Here is an 18282-nt window from a genome sequence, read left to right as displayed (position 1 = left end):
CTTTCTCAGAACCGAGTGCCCTGCCGAAGGCAGCTCGGGTTTGCGATTTGAGAGAGCCCAGTGGGCTTTCTCAGAACCGAGTGCCCTGCCGAAGGCAGCTCGGGTTTGCGATTTGAGAGAGCCCAGTGGGCTTTCTCAGAACCGAGTGCCCTGCCGAAGGCGGCTCGGGTTGTCTTGAATTCCTGATCTGTGAGAAAGGCTGGAATGCAGCTTCCTTCCAATCCGCTCCGCTCGGCGGACGACCCGAGACTCAGTCGCATTGCCGGCCCGAGTTCACTCGTGATCTTCGGTGTCACCGGAGACCTGTCGCGCAAGAAGCTGATGCCTGCGGTCTACGATCTCGCAAACCGCGGTCTGCTGCCGCCCGGCTTCGCACTCGTCGGCTTCGCCCGTCGGGATTGGAAGGATCGCGATTTCGCGGAGATCGTGCACGATGCTGTGCGCAAGTACGCGCGAACACCGTTCCGTGAAGAGACCTGGAAGCAGCTCGCAGAGGGCATTCGTTTCGTGCAGGGCCAATTCGATGATCCCGAGGCCTACGACCGACTTCGCGATACGGTTGAAACTCTCGATCGCGAGCGCGGAACCATGGGCAACCACGCGTTCTACCTCTCGATTCCGCCCACGGCGTTCCCCGAAGTCGCGAAGCACCTTTCGAGCTCCGGGCTCGTCGAGCGCACGGGAGACGATCAGCGCTGGCGCCGCGTCATCATCGAAAAGCCGTTCGGCCACGACCTCGCCTCGGCTCGGGAGCTGAACGATGTGCTCGAATCCGCGTTTCCCGCCGATTCGATCTTCCGCATCGACCACTACCTCGGCAAGGAGACGGTGCAGAACATCCTCGCGCTCCGCTTCGCAAACGCGATGTACGAGCCGATCTGGAACCGCAACTACGTCGATCACGTGCAGATCACGATGGCCGAAGACATCGGCGTCGGCGGCCGCGCCGGCTATTACGACGGCGTCGGTGCAGCGCGCGACGTGATTCAGAACCATCTCTTGCAGCTCCTCGCACTCACCGCGATGGAGCAGCCCATCAGCCTCGGCGCGCAGCATTTGCGCGCCGAGAAGGAAAAGGTGCTCGAGGCGGTGTCGCTGCCCGACGACCTCGAGCGTTCAACGGCTCGCGGACAGTACGCGCCCGGGTGGCAGGGCGGGGAGCTCGTCAACGGGTTTCTCGATGAGGACGGGATGGACCCGCGGTCGCGCACCGAAACCTTCGCGGCGATGAAACTGAACGTCAACACGCGCCGCTGGACGGGTGTGCCGTTTTATCTGCGCACGGGCAAGCGTCTCGGCCGGCGTGTGACCGAGATCGCCGTCGTCTTCCGCAAGGAGCCGGGCGACCTGTTCGGCCAGGCGCAGCGGTCGGAGCAGGGTTCGAACGCGCTTGTGATTCGCGTCCAGCCCGATGAGGGCATCACAATTCGCTTCGGGGCGAAAGTTCCGGGCAGTGGCACTCGCGTGCGCGACGTGACCATGGACTTCGGGTACGGCCACGCGTTCACCGAGGCGAGCCCGGAGGCTTATGAGCGGCTGATCCTCGATGTCCTCCTCGGCGATGCGCCACTGTTTCCCCGCCAAGCCGAGGTCGAACTCTCGTGGCGCATTCTCGATCCCATCGAACGCCACTGGGCTCAGAACGCCGAACCCGTCGAGCAGTACGTGCCCGGCTCGTGGGGGCCGGCTTCGGCCGACGAGATGCTCGCACGCGACGGACGCACCTGGAGACGCCCATGATCGAAAGCCTGCCCGACACGACCGTCAGCGCGGTGACACGTCGGCTCGTGTCGATGCGCCAGGAGAGCGGTGTCTCTGCGCTGGGTCACGTGCTCACGCTCGTGATCTCCGCATCAGGCGAACTCGACGAATCTGCGATCGAGGCTGCCAACCATGCATCCAGCGAGCACCCGATGCGCGTCATCGTGCTGCTGAGTCGACCCGAAGCGGAGAATCGTCTCGACGCCGAGATCCGCGTGGGCGCCGACGCTGGGGCCAGCGACGTCATCGTGCTGCGCGCCTCGGGCGAGGTCGCGAGCGGCGTCGAGGCGCTCGTCACCGGCCTGCTGCTGCCGGACGCCCCGGTCGCGGTGTGGTGGCCGGAGGAGGCGCCGGATCGCCCGGGCGCCGACCCGCTCGGCCGCATCGGCCAGCGCAGGATCACCGACGCAGCCGCCCCCGATGGTTCGGCATGGGATGTGCGCATCGCCGGGTATTCGGCTGGCGATACCGACCTCGCGTGGACTCGCCTCACCCGTTGGCGCGAATACTTGGCCGCGGTGCTCGACCAGCCTCCGTTCGAGCCGGTGACGGCGGTCGAGGTCGTCGGCTCTGAAGCATCGCCGTCGACGGAGTTGCTCGCGGCCTGGCTCGAGTTGACGCTCGGAGTGCCGACGACCTGCACTCTGCTCGATCGCGCCCTGCACGCCGAGGGCCTGCACTCGGTCACGCTCACGCGCGAGAGCGGCGACGCGGTGCTCAAGCGCTTGTCGCCGGTGCACGCAGCGCTCAGCCAGCCCGGTCAACCGACCCATCAGATCGTTCTGCCCCGCCGCACGCTGAGCGAATGCCTCGCCGAAGAACTGCGCGGGCTGGGCGAAGACGTGATGTACGGCCGCGTGCTCGAACAACTCGCGCGCAACCGCGCCGCGCCCACCCCCGGAACCAACGCATGAACAAAGGAGCCAGCGTGACTGAAGCCGCAGCGAACATCGGGGTCGTCGGCCTCGCAGTGATGGGTGCGAATCTGTCGCGCAACCTGGCCAGCCGGGAGGGGAACACCGTGGCGGTGTTCAATCGCAGCGCGCAGCGCACCGAGACGCTCGTCGCCGCGCACCCCGAAGCACGGTTCGTGCCTGCGTTCAGCTACGAGGAGTTTGCGGCATCGCTGCAGAAGCCGCGCACCGCCATCATCATGGTGCAGGCGGGCGCCGCCACGGATGCCACCATCGACGCCCTGGTCGAGGTCTTCGAACCGGGCGACATCATCGTCGACGGCGGCAATGCGTATTTCCCCGACACCATCCGGCGTGAGCGCGCCGTGCGCGCCACCGGCATCAACTTCGTCGGCGCAGGCATCTCGGGCGGCGAGGAGGGCGCGCTCAACGGCCCGAGCATCATGCCCGGGGGTTCGGACGAGGCCTGGCAGACGCTCGGCCCGATCCTGCGCTCGATCGCCGCAGTCGCTGAGGGCGAGCCCTGCGTGACGCACGTGGGCCACGATGGCGCCGGGCACTTCGTGAAGATGGTGCACAACGGCATCGAGTACGCCGATATGCAGCTCATCGCCGAGGCCTACGATCTGATCCGTCGCGGCACCGGAAAGACGCCGTCGGAGATCGCCGACATCTTCGCGGAATGGAATCGCGGCGAACTCGAGTCGTATCTCATCGAAATCACGGCCGAGGTGCTCCGCCAGGTCGACGCATCGACCGGCAAACCGCTCGTCGACGTCATTCTCGATCAGGCTGGAGCAAAGGGCACCGGGGCGTGGACGGTGCAGACGGCGCTCGCGCTCGGCGTGCCCGTCTCCGGGATCGCCGAGGCCACGTTCGCGCGGTCGCTGTCGTCGCACCCCGAGCAGCGCGCGGCCGCGGCGGCGCTTCCCGGCCCGAGCGAGCAGCTCACGGTGGCGGACGAGGCCACATTCATCGAAGACGTGCGCCAGGCGCTCTACGCGTCGAAGATCGTCGCATACTCGCAGGGGTTCGATGAGATCCGCGCGGGCGCCGCAGAATACGGCTGGACCATCGATCTCGGTGCGATCTCACGCATCTGGCGCGCCGGCTGCATCATTCGCGCACAGTTCTTGAACCGGATCGCCGACGCGTATGCGGCTGAGGCGGACTTGGCGCTGCTGATGAGTGCGCCGTATTTCGCAGATGCGCTCGCGGGCAGCCAGGAGGCCTGGCGTCGCGTCGTCGTGCACGCCACGGCCGCCGGCATCCCCGCACCGGCGTTCTCTTCATCACTCGCCTACTACGACGGCCTTCGGGCTGAGCGGCTCCCGGCGGCCCTCGTGCAGGGTCAGCGCGATTTCTTCGGTGCGCACACCTACCGTCGCATCGACCGCGAGGGCGTCTTCCACACGCTGTGGTCGGGCGACCGCAGCGAGATCTCGGCATAGGCGCGAGCGAGCAGACTCGTGCGCACCGCAGAGCATCCCAATCTCGTTGAGCTCGCCCACGCCGTCGCGAGCGAATTCCTCTCGGTCTGCCGTGCGCGGCAGGTCTATGGGGGAGTGCCCTGCGTGATACTCACCGGCGGCAGCGGCGGCGAGCGTGTGCTCGAGGCCCTGGCTGCCCATCCGCAGCGCGACACGATCGATTGGGCGCGCGTGCGTTTCGTCTGGGGCGATGAGCGCTGGGTGCCGGCCGGCCATGAGGATCGCAACGATTTCCTCGCAGACCGCACCTTGTTCGATGCCGTCTCGGTGGATCCGTCATTGGTGCATCGGGTGGCGGGATCGGACTCGGGGGCGACGCTGGACGAGGCCGCCGAGGCGTACGCCGCTCTTGTGAGCGGTATTGATCGCATCGATCTCGCGCTCAACGGCGTGGGCCCCGATGGGCATGTGGCGTCGCTCTTTCCCGATCGTGATGAGCTCGCATTCGTCGGGCCTGATGCTCCGGCTGCTCTCCCGATTCGCGCCTCGCCGAAGCCTCCCTCCGAGCGCGTGACGCTGACGATCCCGACGCTCTGTCGCGCGGAGCGTGTCTGGCTCATCGCGGCGGGCGCCGGCAAAGCGGAGGCGATCGCTCGCGTTCGCGCGGCGCACGAGCCCCTTCTCCCAGCAGCACGCATTCTAGGCACCGTCGAGACCGTGCTCTGGGCGGACACCGCGGCCCTGGGAGCGACATCTGCTTCGAGCAGCTAGGATGGTGAGGTTGCCCATTCGCTCAGCCCTGGCGCGAGAACGTCTCCCCGTGATGCGCTGAGCCGGCACGATCTAGGAGCCTCACACCATGATTTCCGTCGAAGACCTCGCCATCGACGTCGGCGCTCGTCGCCTCATGTCGGGGGTCACGTTCCGCGTGAACCCCGGCGACAAGATCGGCCTCGTCGGTCGCAACGGCGCCGGCAAGACCACGCTCACCCGCACGCTGTCGGGGGAGCTGCCTCCCGCAGAGGGCTCGATCAAGGTGACCGGTGAACTCGGGTTCCTCCCGCAGGATCCGCGCACCGGAGACCCTGAGCAGATCGCGCGGCACCGCATCCTCGACGCGCGCGGGCTCGGCACGCTGCAGCAGAACATCGCGAAGGCGACCGAAGACATGGGCTCGAGCGACCCAGCGGTGGCCGAGAAAGCCATGAAGCGGTTCGGCAATCTCACCGATCGGTTCCAGGCGCTCGGAGGGTATGCGGCCGAGTCGGAAGCGGCATCGATCTCGAACAACCTCGGGCTTCCCGACCGCATCCTGGATCAGCCGTTGAAGACGCTCTCCGGCGGCCAGCGCCGCCGCATCGAGCTCGCGCGCATCCTCTTCTCGGACGCCGACACGATGATCCTCGACGAGCCGACGAACCACCTCGATGCCGACTCCATCGTGTGGCTGCGCGAATTCTTGAAGCACTCGAAGGCCGGCGTCATCGTCATCAGCCACGACATCGACCTCGTGGGCGAGACCGTCAACCGTGTCTTCTACCTCGACGGCAACCGTCAGGTCATCGATATTTACAACATGAACTGGAAGCTGTACCTGCGCCAGCGCGCCGCTGACGAGGAGCGCCGCCGCAAGGAGCGCAGCAACATCGAGAAGAAGGCCTCGGTGCTGAAGGATCAGGCCGCGCGCTTCGGAGCGAAAGCCTCGAAGGCAGCCGCAGCCCACCAGATGGTCGCGCGCGCCGACAAGATGCTCGCGGGTCTCGAAGACGAGCGTCAGGTCGAGCGGGTCGCGAAACTGCGCTTCCCCGATCCGTCGCCGTGCGGCAAGACACCGCTCATGGCCGAGGGGCTCTCGAAGTCGTACGGTTCGCTGGAGATTTTCGCGGGCGTCGACCTGGCGATCGATCGCGGCTCGAAGGTCGTCATCCTGGGCCTCAACGGCGCAGGCAAGACCACACTGCTGCGCCTGCTCGCGGGCGTCGATGAGCCCGATACCGGTGAGCTCATCGCCGGTCACGGGCTCAAGGTCGGCTACTACGCCCAGGAGCACGAGACCCTCGATGTGAAGGCGAGCGTGCTGCAGAACATGGTCTCCGTGTCGCAGCACCTCACGGAGACGGAAGCGCGTCGTGTGCTCGGGTCGTTCCTCTTCACCGGGGATGACGTGCACAAACCCGCCGGGGTGCTCTCAGGTGGGGAGAAGACCCGCCTCGCCCTTGCCATGCTCGTGGTGTCGAGTGCGAATGTGCTGTTGCTCGACGAGCCGACGAACAACCTCGACCCGGCGAGCCGCGAAGAGGTGCTCGACGCGCTCGCGCACTTCTCGGGAGCCGTCGTACTCGTCTCGCACGACCCGGGCGCCGTCGAGGCGCTGAACCCCGAGCGCGTGCTCATCATGCCCGACGCGACCGAGGATCACTGGTCGAAGGAGTACCTCGAGCTCATCGAGCTCGCTTAGTCGGCGTTCCGAGGATCGGGCGACGGCGTTTCCCGGTCCTCGTCGTCACCGCGCAGCTCGGTCCCGGCACGATCGAGTTGCGTGATCGCGAACGCGGCGCCGTCTCCCTGCATGCCGTTCGAGTAGTACTCGACGTGCGGCTCCTCGTCGAAGTCGAGGCTGCTTTGGCAGATGAAATCGCCGGAGACGCAGTAGTCGCGCAGGCGTTCGCCGACGGAGTCGAGGGCGCCCTCAGGTCGGGGGAGCAGCCCATCGGTCTCTGGGTCGTAGCTCCCGACGTTGTACTCCTCGTCGCCCACGAACCGCGGATCTCCGTAGAAGACCACGGCGAGCACGCGGTCGAGGGCCTCCTCGGAGACAGCGCCGACCGTGGCCCCGACCATGCGTGCGTCAGGTACCGCGAGCGCGTCGCCCACCACGAGCGCGCCCTGCGAGTATCCGAGCAGCACGAACCGCTGGTCAGGGCACGCGTCGGCCTGCACGTTGAGCACATCAATGAGCGTGCGCACGCCGATGGTACCGCCCTCCTTGACGTCTGTATCTGCGGGGTAGTCGAGGTCGAGCACGTGCACGTCGCCCGGTCGCGCCTGGGAGATCGCTCGAGCTACGGGTGACAACAGCTGGCCCTGGCTCGGCTCACCCGTGCCGCGCGCGGTGACGACGAGATACGGATCGCAATCGACGGGATCCACGACGGGCTCCGGATGCAGCTCGGCGTCGTAGAGCTCGGCCGCTTCGGGCGGAGTCGGATTCTCGGTGACATCGGAGAGGGACTCTCGGGTCTCGGCCGGATCCACGGGAGCCGCGCACCCGCTCAGCATCAGCGCAGCTCCCAGCGTCACAAACGCCCCCGCTCGGGCCAGTCGCTGCGCGATCTCGCGCCCGTTCGTCTTACCCATCAAGCAGCGCATCCTCAATGTCGGCGTCGCTCGGCCCACGGCGCCGCTTGCGTTCGGCCGTCTTGCGGTCGTACTCGCGCACTTCATCGCTGCCGATGTTCAACGTGCGGTACTCTCGCCTGGCTGCGTACGTCACGCCGATCGCCGCGATGGCGATGAAGATGTACCACTGCACGGCATACGAGAGGTGCGGCCCCTCGTCGCGAGCCGGCTTTGCCGGGAGCACACCGTGCTCACCTTCGGGCGTCTCGCTCACGAGCATGCCGTAGGCGCCGGTGTACGTGGACTCGGGTGCGCCCGCCATCTCGGCGAGTTCGGGCAGCTCGATGCTCGCGACCGCCCGACCCGAGGTCGTGCGACCCGGGATCTCGGGCTCCGACGCGCGCAAGCGAGCCTCGACCGTGGTGGTGCCCTCGGGAGGAGGAGGCAATTCCGTCGGATCGGCGTTCTCCGCGGAGGCGCCGTCGACCGGTACCCAACCGCGATCGATGAAGAACGTGTCGCCCTCCGCAGTCTGCATGGCCTGGATCACGTCGGAGCCGACGCCTCCCGGCCCCGGGCGGTTTCGCGCCAGGAACGGGTCGCCGACGTACTCGCCCTCCACCAGCACCGTGCGCCACTTCTGGCGATCCTCGTCGAATTCGGAGAGCACCGGCAGCTCGTCCGCGAGCGCAATCGGCTCCGCGTCGTAATTGTTATCGATGCGATCGATCTCGGCGCGCGCTTCAGCACGTCGCTCGAACTGCCAGTTGCCGAGCAACACGCAGGCGATCGAAAAGATGAGCAGCATCGCTGCGTACCCCGCCCACCTGCCCGAGCGAAGAAAGCTCCAGCCCACGCGGTCACCGGAGCCCGGCTCGATGGCGTCTGGAGGCGAAGCGGAAACCGGGCTCGCGTCGCGATCGATCGTTCCGTGGTCAGTCATCGAGCTCTCCCACCGCGCGTACCTCGATGGGGAAGCTTCGCGCCGCGAGAAAGTCGTGCAGCGTTTCTCGGTGCTCATCGCAGGCAAGCCAGGTCTTTCGCCGTTCTGCGCCGTGGATCTTCGGGTTGCGCCAGAGGATCGCCCACGTCGCTTCGACCCGGCATCCGGCGCGAGAGCACTCGAAGCGACGCTCGGGAACTCCGCCGAGGGTCAGCGAAGGTGTGAAGACACCGCTCATCGGGGATCACCCGGCGAGGGGGAGCCGCCCCCGGTGCCGCGGCGCTCCGGTTCGACGTCGATGACGATCAGCTCGTGGGCCGCGTCGCTCGGTTCAACGTCTTCGGGCTCTGCCGCCTCGAGTTGCATCGACTCTGGCGCATCGGGAGCCTGTTCGCCCCCGTGCGCGACGGCGTTGCCCACGAGCACCGCAAACCAGGGCAGGAAGATCGCACCTGCGGCCGCGAGCAGCACCCACCAGTCGCGCACCCAGAACAGCGAGACGACGCACGCGACGCGCAGCGTCATGGCGATGAAGTACATGCGCATGCGGTGCGCGCGATCCTCGGCCGGGTTCACCCCCGCCGAAGTCACATCGTAACTCTTCGCCATGCGCCCCTTCTCCGTACCCGCCAAGCCTACGCGGTTCACCTGAATCCGAACCCTGGGATCGCCGGTTGCCCGGGCTCCGCGCGGCGGCGAATGGGTAGGCTGGACCGCAGTTTGTTCAGACGGAAGGACTTCCATGCCCACCTCGCGCACCGTACTCGTCACCGGCGGCAATCGCGGCATCGGCTTCGCAATCGCCGAGCGCATGCTTGCAGACGGCCACCGCGTTGCTGTGACCTCTCGCTCGGGCGAGGGCCCGGCCGGATCGCTCACGGTACGCGCCGAGATGACCGATGCCGCTTCGATCGATGCGGCATTCACCGAGGTCGAAGCTCAGCTGGGGCCCGTCGAGGTCGTGGTCGCGAACGCCGGCATCACGAAGGACACGCTGCTGCTGCGCATGACCGAGGAGGAGTTCACCAGCGTTATCGATACGAACCTCACGGGCACGTTCCGCGTTGTCAAGCGCGCCGCGAAGGGTCTGCTCAAGGGTCGCTTCGGTCGTGTGATTCTGATCTCGAGTGTCGTGGGCCTGTACGGAGGCCCCGGCCAGATCAACTACTCGTCGTCGAAGGCGGGCCTCGTGGGCTTCGCACGTTCGCTCACCCGCGAACTCGGATCACGTGGAATCACCGCGAATGTCATCGCACCGGGGTTCGTCGAAACCGACATGACGGCGGCTCTGCCCGAGGCGCAGCAGCAGCAGTATCTCGGGTCGATCCCCGCCGGCCGCTTCGGCCAGGTCGCCGAGATCGCCGGCGCGGCATCGTTCCTCGCTGGAGATGACGCCGCGTACATCTCCGGCGCGGTCATTCCCGTCGACGGCGGCCTCGGCATGGGGCACTGAACGTTCGTGGCGGAGCGCTCCTTCGGCCTTTCGCCCGCCCCGCCGCGACCAGTAGCCTGAGCGCATGAGCACTTCACAGCAGCCCCGTTCACTGACCCGAGTCGCGGTCGACGCCCAAAACCTCGCCGACTTGTACGCCGCACCGACGGCCCTCCGGGTGGTCAATGTGTGGGACGCGGTCAGCGCCCGTGTCGTCTCCCAGTTGCCGGGATCGAAAGCCATCGCGACCGCGGGTCACGGCATTGCGGCGAGCCATGGCTACGCCGATGGAGAACAGATTCCGCTCGACACGATGATCGCAGCGATCGCGCGTATCGCTTCGGCGACCGACCTGCCCGTATCGGCGGACCTTGACGGCGGCTTCGGCGACGCGGGCGAAACGGTGCGTCGCGCGATCGGCGCGGGCGCCTCAGGCGCGAACATCGAGGATCGTATGCGGCCGTTCGACGAATCGGTCGCGATCATGCGCGCGGCGGTCGAAGCGGGAGAGCGGGAAGAGGTCGCATTCGTTCTGAACGCGCGCACCGACGCTCTCATCAAGGGCGGAGACCGGCCCCGAGAGGCGGCGATTGCAGACGCGATCGAGCGTGGCCGCGCGTATCTCGAGGTCGGAGCGACCTGCGTGTTCGTGCCCGGCGTGCTCGATGCAGAAGACACCCGGGCGCTCGTCGAGGGCATCGGCGAGCGCAAGGTCAGCGTCATCGGGCTGCCCGGTGCACTGACTGCAGCAGAGTACGAGGCGCTCGGCGTCGCTCGCGTCTCCTACGGCCCGATGCCGCAGAACGTCGCGCTCACCGCACTGAAGCGACTCGGAGAATCTCTCCTGGCCGACGGCGTCATCCCCGCCGACACCGAGGCGCTCAACAACTTCTGAGCGCTAGGCTCTGAGGTCTGAGGCAAGCCGATCGAGCAGGGGAATCGCCAGGCTCAGATCGTGCTCGATCGAGACGTCCGCGCGCTCGCGCACGATCGGTTTGCCGTCGAATGCCACGCCGATCCCCGCGATCGCCATCATCTCGAGATCGTTCGCGCCGTCGCCGATGGCGAGGGTGGCCGAGAGCGGGGTCCCGGCGGCCGCCGCCCACTCTCGCAGCGCAGCCGCCTTCGCCGCAGCATCGATGATCGGCCCGTAGGTCCGCCCCGAGAGCGCACCGTTCACGATCTCCAAGCGGTTCGCGCGCCAGAGATCGATACCGAGATCTGCGGCGAGGGGATCCAGCACCTCGTGGAACCCGCCTGACACGACGCCCACCTGCCCGCCTCGGTCGTGCACCGCGGCAATGAGGTCACGGATGCCGGGGGTCGGCCGCACGCGCCGGTAGGCCTGGTCGAAGACCGACTCAGGGGTCCCGGCGAGGGTCGCGACGCGTTCGCGCAGGCTTGCAGCGAAATCGAGTTCACCGCGCATCGCGCGCTCGGTGACGGCAGCAACCTCTTCGAGGCTTCCGGCAGCCTCGGCGAGCAACTCGATCACCTCGTCCTGAATGGTGGTGGAGTCGCAATCGAGCACGACGAGGGGGCGTGTGGTGCCGGAAGAAGTCATGATTCCCAGGATAGGCTGAGCCCCATGGTCAATGTGCTCCGCCTCACCGATGTCTCCTATGTGCGCGACCGCCGGCCGATCCTCGACGGGATCACCTGGTCGGTCGACGATTCGGAGCGGTGGGTGATCCTCGGGCCGAACGGCGCAGGGAAGACGACGCTCATGAAGCTCGCCACTGCCAATGATTACGCCACCCGGGGCACCGTCGAGGTGCTGGAAGAGCGTCTCGGCAAGGTCGACATCTTCGAGCTGCGCAATCGCATCGGGTTCGTCTCATCGGCCTCTGCGCGACGCATCCCGACCAATGAACTCGTACTAGACGTCGTGCTCACCGCCGCCTACTCGGTCGAGGGTCGTTGGAACGAGCGCTACGACAGTATCGACGTGCGCCAGGCCGAACGGATCCTGGCCGAGTGGGATCTCGGATCCTTCGCCGACCACGCCTTCGGCACGCTGAGCGACGGGGAGCGCAAGCGCGCCCTCATCGCACGCGCGGTGATGACCGATCCCGAGCTGCTGCTGCTCGACGAACCGAGCGCCAATCTCGATCTGGGGGCCCGTGAGCGCATGCTACAGATGCTGTCGGGGTTCGCCGCCTCGCCATCGTCGCCGGCGATGATCATGGTGACGCACCACGTCGAGGAGATTCCGCCTGGATTCACGCACGCGCTGCTGCTGCGCGACGGCAAGATCCAAGCCGCCGGCCCCATCGCCGACACGTTGACAGCCGAGTCGCTCGAAGCGACGTTCGGCATGACCTTCGAGCTGTCGGTCACTGACGGCCGGTATGCCGCGGTGGCACGCCCGAGTGCCTGATCGTCCATATTCGCGGCGCAGTCTGCTAAAGTAGCACTTTGGTGCGACGAAATTCGCCGATCCCAAGACCTCTGAGCGTGCTGCTACACGCTCTCTCCCAGGCAAACACGAAGGAACTCTCATGAAGACCGATACCCACCCCGAGTACCACGCAATCGTTTTCCGCGACCTCGCGTCGGGGGAGACGTTCCTCACCCGTTCGACGCTCACCAGCGAGAAGACCATCGAGCTGGACGGCGAGACCTACCCCGTGCTCGATGTCGAGATCTCGAGCGCCTCGCATCCGTTCTACACGGGCAAGCAGCGCATCATGGACTCGGCCGGTCGCGTCGAGAAGTTCAACAAGCGCTTCAAGGGCTTCGGCGCCTAAGTCGCGACTGCGGCATGAACGGGCCGGGCGATCCTCTGCGGATCGCCCGGCCCGTTTTCGTTTCCGGGGCGCGTCAGCTCCGGTGCGGGTCAGCGAATCGGCCACCGTCCGTCAGCGACGAATGATGGATCGCGCGCCCGGCGCATGTAGTCCTGGAAGCTCGCCGCCTGCGACGCAGCCCACTCGACCTGCAGACGGTGGAGCTCGTCGAGCTCGGCCGGCACCACGTCGGCGTACTTCGCCGCAATGCGCTGCAGCACCCGGCCGGCGGCGATCGCATCATCGCCGGCATCGTGCGCATTGCCGATCTCGACTCCGTGGTGCGCTGCAACGGCCTCAAGCGTGCGCTTGCCCTTGCGGTAGCGATCGAGCTGCTTGTCGAGGATCAGCGGGTCGATCACGGGGGAAACCGCTGCGGGCCACGGCACGTTATGCCGAGCAGCTTCCGCCGCCAGGAGCGTGAGGTCGAATGGCGCGTTGTATGCGACAACCGGAAAACCGCGCTCGATCATCTCGAGCAGCTGATCGACGATCTGGCGCACACCGACAGCGGCCTCGATACCGCTCGTGCGGGCGATCTCATTGCTGATACCGTGCACCTGCACAGCAGCGGCGGGAATCTCGATACCGGGGTCGAGGAGCCAGTCGTAGCGCTCGGACACCTCGCCCCCGGGCCCGAGGAGCGCGATCGAAGCGCTCACGATGCGGGCGTGAGCCGTGTCGATGCCCGTCGTCTCGGTATCGAACACGGCGAGGTCTGCAGCCCACAACGGGAGCGTTTCGGTCACGGGAGTCCTTTCGTCTTCGTCGATCGTATCGACTGCAGGGCACCGGCCGTGCACCGTCGCGCTCCGGGCCTCGCTGGTCCACCTCACCGGCCTGCTCTACGAGCCGACAGCAGGAGGTTGTCAGGGGGTCTCGATAGAATCTCCTCCGTGACTCTCGCCCCCCGCGCCCTCCGCATTCCCGCCCTCGGGGTCGATACTCGAGCTTGGATCTATGGCGCAGACGCGGGGGAGACGCTGCTCCTGGTGCACGGATTCCGCGGCGACCATCACGGGCTTGCGGGCATCGCGGCCCGAATCGCAGCTCTCAGACCAGAACTGCGGATCGTGGTGCCCGACCTTCCTGGCTTCGGAGAAAGCCCGGCGATCCCCGGTCGCAGCCACGATCTCGCCCTCTATGGCGAGTGGCTCCGCGCTGTTGCAGACGCGGTGGCACCAGATGGCTTCGACGTACTGGGCCACTCATTCGGTTCGCTCGTCGTTGCAGCGGCGATCTCGCAAGGTCTGCATCCGCGCAGGCTGATTCTCATCAATCCGATCTCGTCACCGGCTCTCGCGGGGCCGCAAGCCGCACTCACGCAGCTCGCGATCGGCTATTACCGCGCCGCCGAGTTGCTGCCCGATCGCGCGGCGCGCTCCCTTCTGGGTCATCCCGCGATCGTGCGCGTCATGAGCGAAGTCATGGCGAAGACGCGGGATCCCGAGCTTCGTGCGTGGATTCACGACCAGCACGCACGATACTTCAGCACCTTCGCCGATCCGTCGACGCTGCTCGAAGCCTTCCGGGCTTCGGTCTCGCACACCGTGGTCGAGCATTCCAGCGCGTTCACCATGCCGACGCTGGTGATCGCGGGGGAGCGGGACGACATCACTCCACTGGTCAAGCAACTCGATCTGCAGCGTCGGGTGCGCGGATCGCAGCTCCGCATCGTGCCGGGCTCGGGCCACCTGGTGCACTACGAGGCGGTGCACGACGCGGCGGCGTACGTCGTCGAGTTCATCGCTCCGCTCTCAGTCGCGTCACCCGGCACGCGAACCATCGCCAGCGCACCCGCCTTCGGAGGAAGCGCGTGAGGGTCACGAGGATCGATGACCTCTCCGCCCCGGAACTCGCCGACTACACGCAACTCACCGATGTCGCACTGCGCCGAGTTCGGGAACCGGAGGAGGGCCTGTACCTCGCAGAGTCACCGAAGGTGATCGAACGCGCGCTGCGCGCGGGGCACCGCCCGCGCTCCGTTCTGCTGCTCGAGGAGTGGCTGCCCCGCGTCGAGCCGCTGCTCGAAGCCTTTCCCGACGTCGAGGTGTACGTGGGGGAGTCGGATCAGCTCGCGACTCTTACCGGCTTTCACCTGCACCGCGGCGCACTCGCCTCCATGCATCGACCTGAAGCCCGGGACCCATCGGAGCTGCTCAGAGATTCGCGGCGCATCGTCGTGCTCGAAGACCTCGCCGATCATACGAACGTCGGAGCCATCTTCCGCTCCGTCGCGGCGCTCGGCGCGGATGCAGTGCTCTTGACGCCGGCTTGCGCTGATCCGCTGTACCGTCGCGCAGTGCGTGTGAGCATGGGCGCCGTGCTGCAGGTGCCGTGGGCGCGGCTGCCCGATTGGCGGGAGGCCGGCCCGATGATTCGCGATGCGGGCTACGAGCTCACGGCATTCGCTCTTCGTGATGACGCAGAGGATCTGGCGACGTACGTCGAGGTGCTCCCCGAACGACTCGCACTCATGTTCGGCACCGAAGGAGCCGGGCTGACCCACCGGGCGCTTGCGGCGTCCACGCGCGCGGTGGTGATCCCGATGGAGCACGGTGTCGATTCGCTGAACGTCTCGACCGCGGCCGCGCTGGCACTCTGGGCGGTGCGCACGGCGGATGCGCGGTCGCAGGCTGATCCCGTCACGGCCTTCGGAGACCCCGCATGAGCGGATCGGCCGCAAGCGGACGGCGTCGAGCGACGTGGTTCCTCATCTTCTGGGCCGTGGTCGGCGTTGCATCGTACGTGCTCGGGGTGCGAAACGTGGTCGGACAACGCGCTGAGGAGAGCGTGCTCGATGCCGCGGAGTTCACATTCACGCCTCCGCCGCCACTCAACCTGGTGTCCATTCCGACGGTTGCGATTGCACTGGTCGTCGTCGGCATCATCGCATGGGTGTCGCACGGCTTCAGGCGGGCGCTCGTCGTGACTGCGATTCCGGCGTTGTCGATCCTCGCCGCTCAGCTGCTGAAGCTGCGGCTCCTGACCCGCCCCGAACTCTTCGAACTCGATGCGGCGAACACGTTTCCAAGCGGACACATGACGGTGTTCGCCGCTATCACTGCGGCGCTCATCTGGGCCGTGCCGAGCCGCGTGCGCGCGTTCGTCTCGATCGGCGGTGCGGCGCTCATCGCTGCGGTCGGGTGGCAACTGCTCGCGTACGGATGGCACCGTCCCAGCGACGTATACGGGGGGATCGCCCTAGCGGTCGCCGCCTTCGCGCTCGCGGCGCTCATCTACCCGCCCACGTCGCGCGGAGCCACGGTGCTCGGAAGCAGCACGTCAGTGGGCCTCGCGATCGTAGGATGGGTGACTGTCGCTGCGGCGGTCGTGCTCGTGGGCGTGGCTGTCGCAGCGGAGAATTCGGCTCTCATGCTCAGCGCAGGGGAGTTCGGTGGAGTCGGCGCGGCGGCCCTCGCGGCACGAACCATGCTGCTGCTCGGCTCACGCCGCGCGTAGGTGGCTCGAGCGCGTCGGGCGTTCCGAGAGAACTCCATCGGTGTACACGGAGCGGCGTCGCCCGAGAAGCGCAGACACAGGTTATGTCAGCTCGAGTGGGCGCGGTATGGCTCTGTTTGGCTCGATTCGGCTCGGTGCCGGACGGAGGGCGGGAATGCCGCCGACGGGACCACCGAGTCAATGACCTTCCAGCTGCGCAGTCAGATCTGCGTCTGCGTCTGCGGCGAGCCAGGTTCGGCAGCTCAGCTCGAGCCAGCAGCCGGTACGCGAGCGGTCGAGTGTCGATGTGCCGATTCGCGAATCTCGAGCCACGCCGGTCGTCTGCACTGAAGTACCTCAATGTCAGACACGGTTACGTGCACGATAATCTATATTATGTCAGCTCAGGCGGAGCGGACACCGTAGCTCCACGCCTCCGACGCACTATCGCGTCGGCACGATCTCTTGCTGCAGCGCTCGCACGACCGGAGCAAGTTCCGGTCGGCGCTCGGCCTGACCAAGGGCGCGCTCCAACGCTTCATCGTGCAACGGGTGGGCCCTGCGGTACAACTCCTGACCAGTTTCGGTGAGCTCCGTGTAGATCCCACGTCGATCCTCTGCGCACAGTACGCGCGTCAGCAGCCCACGATCTTCGAGACGCGTCACCAGGCGCGTGGTGGCACTCGCACTCAGTGCCGTGGCGCGCGCCAGCTGCTGCATGCGCATATGCCAGCCATCTTGACGGCTCAACGCATCAAGCACGGTGTACTCCACCACCGAGAGTTTCGCCGACTCGGCTAGCGCTCGCTCGAGTTCGGCCTCGATCAGCCCGTGCAGTGCGGCGAGCGTGCGCCAGCCCCGCGCCCGGATCTCGACAGCACCATCCGCAATTCCCACAATCGCCCCTCAATCGTTGCTTGCGCGGCTTACTTGCATGTGCAAGTATTGCTCTCGCCTGGGCAATTACCCGCGCTTGCAACTACCTTATCAAGAATGTTGAGATTTCCTCTATGCCTCTGGGACTCATCGCTCTCGCGCTCGGCTCATTCGGCATCGGGCTGACCGAATTCGTCATCATGGGCCTGCTGCCCGAGGTTGCGAGCGACCTCCGGGTCTCCGAAACCGCAGCTGGCTGGCTCATCTCGGGGTACGCCCTCGCGGTTGTCGTCGGAGCTCTCGGACTCACCGCTGCCACCACCCGACTCCCCCGCCAACCTGTCCTGCTGGGACTCATCGTGTTGTTCATCATCGGCAACGCCGTGACCGCGCTTGCCGACGGGTACGAGTTGGCGATGGTCGGGCGCATCATCGCAGCACTCAGCCATGGTGCGTTCTTCGGCATCGGTTCAGTCGTCGCAGCCAGCCTGGTGCCGGCGCAACAGCAGGGTCGCGCCATCGCCATCATGTTCACCGGCCTGACCGCCGCGAACGTGTTCGGCGTTCCCTTCGGCACATTTCTCGGCCAGCAGTTCGGGTGGCGTTCCGCGTTCTGGGTGATCTCGGCGATTGGCATCGTCGCGTTCGTCGGGATCGCGGTCCTCGTACGCACTCCTCGCACGAGCACTCAAGCGGTCAGCCCGCTCAGCGAACTCGGCGCATTCCGCTCCGCGCAGGTCTGGCTATCGCTCACCGTGACGATTCTCGGGTATGGCGGCATGTTCGGCGCATTCACCTACATCGCCTACACGCTCACCGGAGTCACCGGGTTTGAGAGCACAACTGTGCCATGGCTGCTCGTCCTCTTCGGAATCGGACTCGTCTTCGGCAACTGGGCCGGCGGGCGCCTTGCAGACCGCTCGATCGACGGCACCCTCATCGGATTCGTCGCAGCCCTGACCGTGGTCCTCGTGCTCTTTGGCCTGCTTGCGACGCATCAAATCGCGACGATCGTGATTCTCGTACTGATGGGCGGCTTCGGCTTCGGTACGGTCCCTGGTCTGCAGAGTCGCGTGATGCGATACGCGGGAGGGGCGCCCACGCTTGCCTCGGGCGCCAATATTGGTGCGTTCAATGTCGGGAACGCGCTCGGAGCCTGGGCGGGGGGAATCGGGATCAGCATGGGCCTCGGCTACACGGCACCCATCTGGATCGGCGCAGCGCTGACGGCGACGGCACTTGTCGTACTGGTACTCGCAGCGCGTGCCGCGCGAATCCTGCAACGTTCCCTGGTCGACCCCGATAGCAACGGGCCCTCCGCCGAGCGCGAGCTCTCTACGATCGCCTGACGACGCAC

General features: G+C 66.6%; 20 protein-coding genes. 13 read left to right on the top strand and 7 right to left on the bottom strand.

What is annotated here, in order from left to right:
* Window positions 1-204: 204 nt before the first annotated feature.
* From zwf to AB0O71_RS06630, 5 genes are all read left to right on the top strand, one after another.
* Entirely contained in the window at window positions 205-1740 is a 1536-nt protein-coding gene (zwf, locus tag AB0O71_RS06650; RefSeq protein ID WP_363743479.1) for a glucose-6-phosphate dehydrogenase, read from the top strand.
* Window positions 1737-2675, top strand: coding sequence for a glucose-6-phosphate dehydrogenase assembly protein OpcA (locus tag AB0O71_RS06645; RefSeq protein WP_363743477.1), 939 nt, complete (start codon window positions 1737-1739; stop codon window positions 2673-2675). Before zwf ends, AB0O71_RS06645 begins: the two co-directional genes overlap by 4 nt.
* Window positions 2672-4126: an NADP-dependent phosphogluconate dehydrogenase gene (gene gndA, locus AB0O71_RS06640; RefSeq protein WP_363743475.1), complete on the top strand. Its 1455-nt coding sequence runs from the start codon at window positions 2672-2674 to the stop codon at window positions 4124-4126. The genes AB0O71_RS06645 and gndA overlap by 4 nt, the downstream gene beginning before the upstream one ends.
* 18 nt (window positions 4127-4144) lie before the next feature.
* Complete coding sequence (gene pgl, locus AB0O71_RS06635) at window positions 4145-4876, top strand: 6-phosphogluconolactonase (RefSeq protein ID WP_363743473.1); 732 nt, start codon at window positions 4145-4147, stop codon at window positions 4874-4876.
* A gap of 88 nt (window positions 4877-4964) precedes the next feature.
* Window positions 4965-6563 (top strand): ABC-F family ATP-binding cassette domain-containing protein, encoded by a 1599-nt coding sequence (locus AB0O71_RS06630; RefSeq protein WP_363743471.1) that lies wholly within the window; start codon window positions 4965-4967, stop codon window positions 6561-6563.
* Here AB0O71_RS06630 and AB0O71_RS06625 read toward each other — a convergent pair.
* Genes AB0O71_RS06625 through AB0O71_RS06610 form a run of 4 tightly spaced genes read right to left on the bottom strand, consistent with a single transcriptional unit; the run spans window position 6560 to window position 8996 of the window.
* Entirely contained in the window at window positions 6560-7462 is a 903-nt protein-coding gene (locus AB0O71_RS06625; RefSeq protein ID WP_363743469.1) for a cutinase family protein, read from the bottom strand. The two genes, AB0O71_RS06630 and AB0O71_RS06625, sit on opposite strands and share 4 nt — an antisense overlap.
* The gene (locus AB0O71_RS06620) at window positions 7455-8387 is read right to left on the bottom strand and encodes an SURF1 family protein (RefSeq protein ID WP_363743468.1); all 933 of its coding nucleotides are present in this window, start codon (window positions 8385-8387) and stop codon (window positions 7455-7457) included. Before AB0O71_RS06620 ends, AB0O71_RS06625 begins: the two co-directional genes overlap by 8 nt.
* A complete protein-coding gene (locus AB0O71_RS06615; RefSeq protein WP_363743466.1) occupies window positions 8380-8625 on the bottom strand; it encodes a hypothetical protein in 246 nt (81 codons plus the stop codon). Before AB0O71_RS06615 ends, AB0O71_RS06620 begins: the two co-directional genes overlap by 8 nt.
* Window positions 8622-8996 (bottom strand): DUF3099 domain-containing protein, encoded by a 375-nt coding sequence (locus AB0O71_RS06610; protein ID WP_363743464.1) that lies wholly within the window; start codon window positions 8994-8996, stop codon window positions 8622-8624. Before AB0O71_RS06610 ends, AB0O71_RS06615 begins: the two co-directional genes overlap by 4 nt.
* Before the next feature lie 133 nt (window positions 8997-9129).
* On the opposite strand from AB0O71_RS06610, the gene fabG reads away from it, so the two are divergent.
* On the top strand, window positions 9130-9840 hold the full coding sequence (fabG, locus tag AB0O71_RS06605; RefSeq protein ID WP_363743462.1) for a 3-oxoacyl-ACP reductase FabG: 711 nt from the start codon (window positions 9130-9132) through the stop codon (window positions 9838-9840).
* A 64-nt stretch (window positions 9841-9904) separates the two neighbouring features.
* Complete coding sequence (locus AB0O71_RS06600; RefSeq protein WP_363743460.1) at window positions 9905-10714, top strand: isocitrate lyase/phosphoenolpyruvate mutase family protein; 810 nt, start codon at window positions 9905-9907, stop codon at window positions 10712-10714.
* A gap of 3 nt (window positions 10715-10717) precedes the next feature.
* Here the strand turns inward: AB0O71_RS06600 and serB are convergent, their stop codons facing one another.
* On the bottom strand, window positions 10718-11383 hold the full coding sequence (gene serB, locus AB0O71_RS06595; RefSeq protein WP_363743458.1) for a phosphoserine phosphatase SerB: 666 nt from the start codon (window positions 11381-11383) through the stop codon (window positions 10718-10720).
* A gap of 24 nt (window positions 11384-11407) precedes the next feature.
* Between serB and AB0O71_RS06590 the strand changes: the two genes are divergently transcribed.
* Together AB0O71_RS06590 and AB0O71_RS06585 are read left to right on the top strand one after the other, a co-directional pair.
* The gene (locus tag AB0O71_RS06590; protein ID WP_363743456.1) at window positions 11408-12199 is read left to right on the top strand and encodes an ABC transporter ATP-binding protein; all 792 of its coding nucleotides are present in this window, start codon (window positions 11408-11410) and stop codon (window positions 12197-12199) included.
* A gap of 121 nt (window positions 12200-12320) precedes the next feature.
* Window positions 12321-12569: a type B 50S ribosomal protein L31 gene (locus AB0O71_RS06585; protein WP_363743454.1), complete on the top strand. Its 249-nt coding sequence runs from the start codon at window positions 12321-12323 to the stop codon at window positions 12567-12569.
* Between the two features lie 89 nt (window positions 12570-12658).
* Here the strand turns inward: AB0O71_RS06585 and AB0O71_RS06580 are convergent, their stop codons facing one another.
* Complete coding sequence (locus AB0O71_RS06580; RefSeq protein ID WP_363743452.1) at window positions 12659-13357, bottom strand: exonuclease domain-containing protein; 699 nt, start codon at window positions 13355-13357, stop codon at window positions 12659-12661.
* Window positions 13358-13504: 147 nt separating this feature from the next.
* Between AB0O71_RS06580 and AB0O71_RS06575 the strand changes: the two genes are divergently transcribed.
* From AB0O71_RS06575 to AB0O71_RS06565, 3 genes are read left to right on the top strand one after another with little or no spacing between them, the layout of a single operon-like run.
* On the top strand, window positions 13505-14428 hold the full coding sequence (locus tag AB0O71_RS06575) for an alpha/beta hydrolase (protein ID WP_363743450.1): 924 nt from the start codon (window positions 13505-13507) through the stop codon (window positions 14426-14428).
* The gene (locus AB0O71_RS06570) at window positions 14425-15279 is read left to right on the top strand and encodes an RNA methyltransferase (protein ID WP_363743447.1); all 855 of its coding nucleotides are present in this window, start codon (window positions 14425-14427) and stop codon (window positions 15277-15279) included. Before AB0O71_RS06575 ends, AB0O71_RS06570 begins: the two co-directional genes overlap by 4 nt.
* Window positions 15276-16070 (top strand): phosphatase PAP2 family protein, encoded by a 795-nt coding sequence (locus tag AB0O71_RS06565; protein ID WP_363743444.1) that lies wholly within the window; start codon window positions 15276-15278, stop codon window positions 16068-16070. The genes AB0O71_RS06570 and AB0O71_RS06565 overlap by 4 nt, the downstream gene beginning before the upstream one ends.
* A 423-nt stretch (window positions 16071-16493) precedes the next feature.
* On the opposite strand, the gene AB0O71_RS06560 is transcribed toward AB0O71_RS06565, so the two are convergent.
* Window positions 16494-16946 carry a MarR family transcriptional regulator gene (locus tag AB0O71_RS06560; RefSeq protein ID WP_363743441.1) on the bottom strand — a complete coding sequence of 151 codons (453 nt, stop codon included), beginning with the start codon at window positions 16944-16946 and terminating at the stop codon, window positions 16494-16496.
* A 113-nt stretch (window positions 16947-17059) separates the two neighbouring features.
* On the opposite strand from AB0O71_RS06560, the gene AB0O71_RS06555 reads away from it, so the two are divergent.
* Entirely contained in the window at window positions 17060-18274 is a 1215-nt protein-coding gene (locus AB0O71_RS06555; protein ID WP_363743438.1) for an MFS transporter, read from the top strand.
* Window positions 18275-18282: the final 8 nt, after the last annotated feature.

It is taken from the genome of Leucobacter sp. NPDC077196 (assembly GCF_040687075.1).
In the GTDB taxonomy this organism is placed as follows: domain Bacteria; phylum Actinomycetota; class Actinomycetes; order Actinomycetales; family Microbacteriaceae; genus Leucobacter.
This window is presented reverse-complemented; position numbering and strand designations above follow the sequence as displayed.

Excerpts from the sequence above, each read along its gene's own strand:
- AB0O71_RS06565 (WP_363743444.1), top strand. The coding sequence starts at position 15,276 with ATGAGCGGATCGGCCGCAAGCGGACGGCGTCGAGCGACGTGGTTCCTC.
- AB0O71_RS06620 (WP_363743468.1), bottom strand. The coding sequence starts at position 8,387 with ATGACTGACCACGGAACGATCGATCGCGACGCGAGCCCGGTTTCCGCT.
- AB0O71_RS06610 (WP_363743464.1), bottom strand. The coding sequence starts at position 8,996 with ATGGCGAAGAGTTACGATGTGACTTCGGCGGGGGTGAACCCGGCCGAG.
- AB0O71_RS06585 (WP_363743454.1), top strand. The coding sequence starts at position 12,321 with ATGAAGACCGATACCCACCCCGAGTACCACGCAATCGTTTTCCGCGAC.
- AB0O71_RS06600 (WP_363743460.1), top strand. The coding sequence starts at position 9,905 with ATGAGCACTTCACAGCAGCCCCGTTCACTGACCCGAGTCGCGGTCGAC.
- AB0O71_RS06645 (WP_363743477.1), top strand. The coding sequence starts at position 1,737 with ATGATCGAAAGCCTGCCCGACACGACCGTCAGCGCGGTGACACGTCGG.
- AB0O71_RS06615 (WP_363743466.1), bottom strand. The coding sequence starts at position 8,625 with ATGAGCGGTGTCTTCACACCTTCGCTGACCCTCGGCGGAGTTCCCGAG.
- AB0O71_RS06625 (WP_363743469.1), bottom strand. The coding sequence starts at position 7,462 with ATGGGTAAGACGAACGGGCGCGAGATCGCGCAGCGACTGGCCCGAGCG.
- AB0O71_RS06590 (WP_363743456.1), top strand. The coding sequence starts at position 11,408 with ATGGTCAATGTGCTCCGCCTCACCGATGTCTCCTATGTGCGCGACCGC.
- fabG (WP_363743462.1), top strand. The coding sequence starts at position 9,130 with ATGCCCACCTCGCGCACCGTACTCGTCACCGGCGGCAATCGCGGCATC.
- AB0O71_RS06555 (WP_363743438.1), top strand. The coding sequence starts at position 17,060 with ATGCCTCTGGGACTCATCGCTCTCGCGCTCGGCTCATTCGGCATCGGG.
- serB (WP_363743458.1), bottom strand. The coding sequence starts at position 11,383 with ATGACTTCTTCCGGCACCACACGCCCCCTCGTCGTGCTCGATTGCGAC.
- zwf (WP_363743479.1), top strand. The coding sequence starts at position 205 with ATGCAGCTTCCTTCCAATCCGCTCCGCTCGGCGGACGACCCGAGACTC.
- AB0O71_RS06630 (WP_363743471.1), top strand. The coding sequence starts at position 4,965 with ATGATTTCCGTCGAAGACCTCGCCATCGACGTCGGCGCTCGTCGCCTC.
- gndA (WP_363743475.1), top strand. The coding sequence starts at position 2,672 with ATGAACAAAGGAGCCAGCGTGACTGAAGCCGCAGCGAACATCGGGGTC.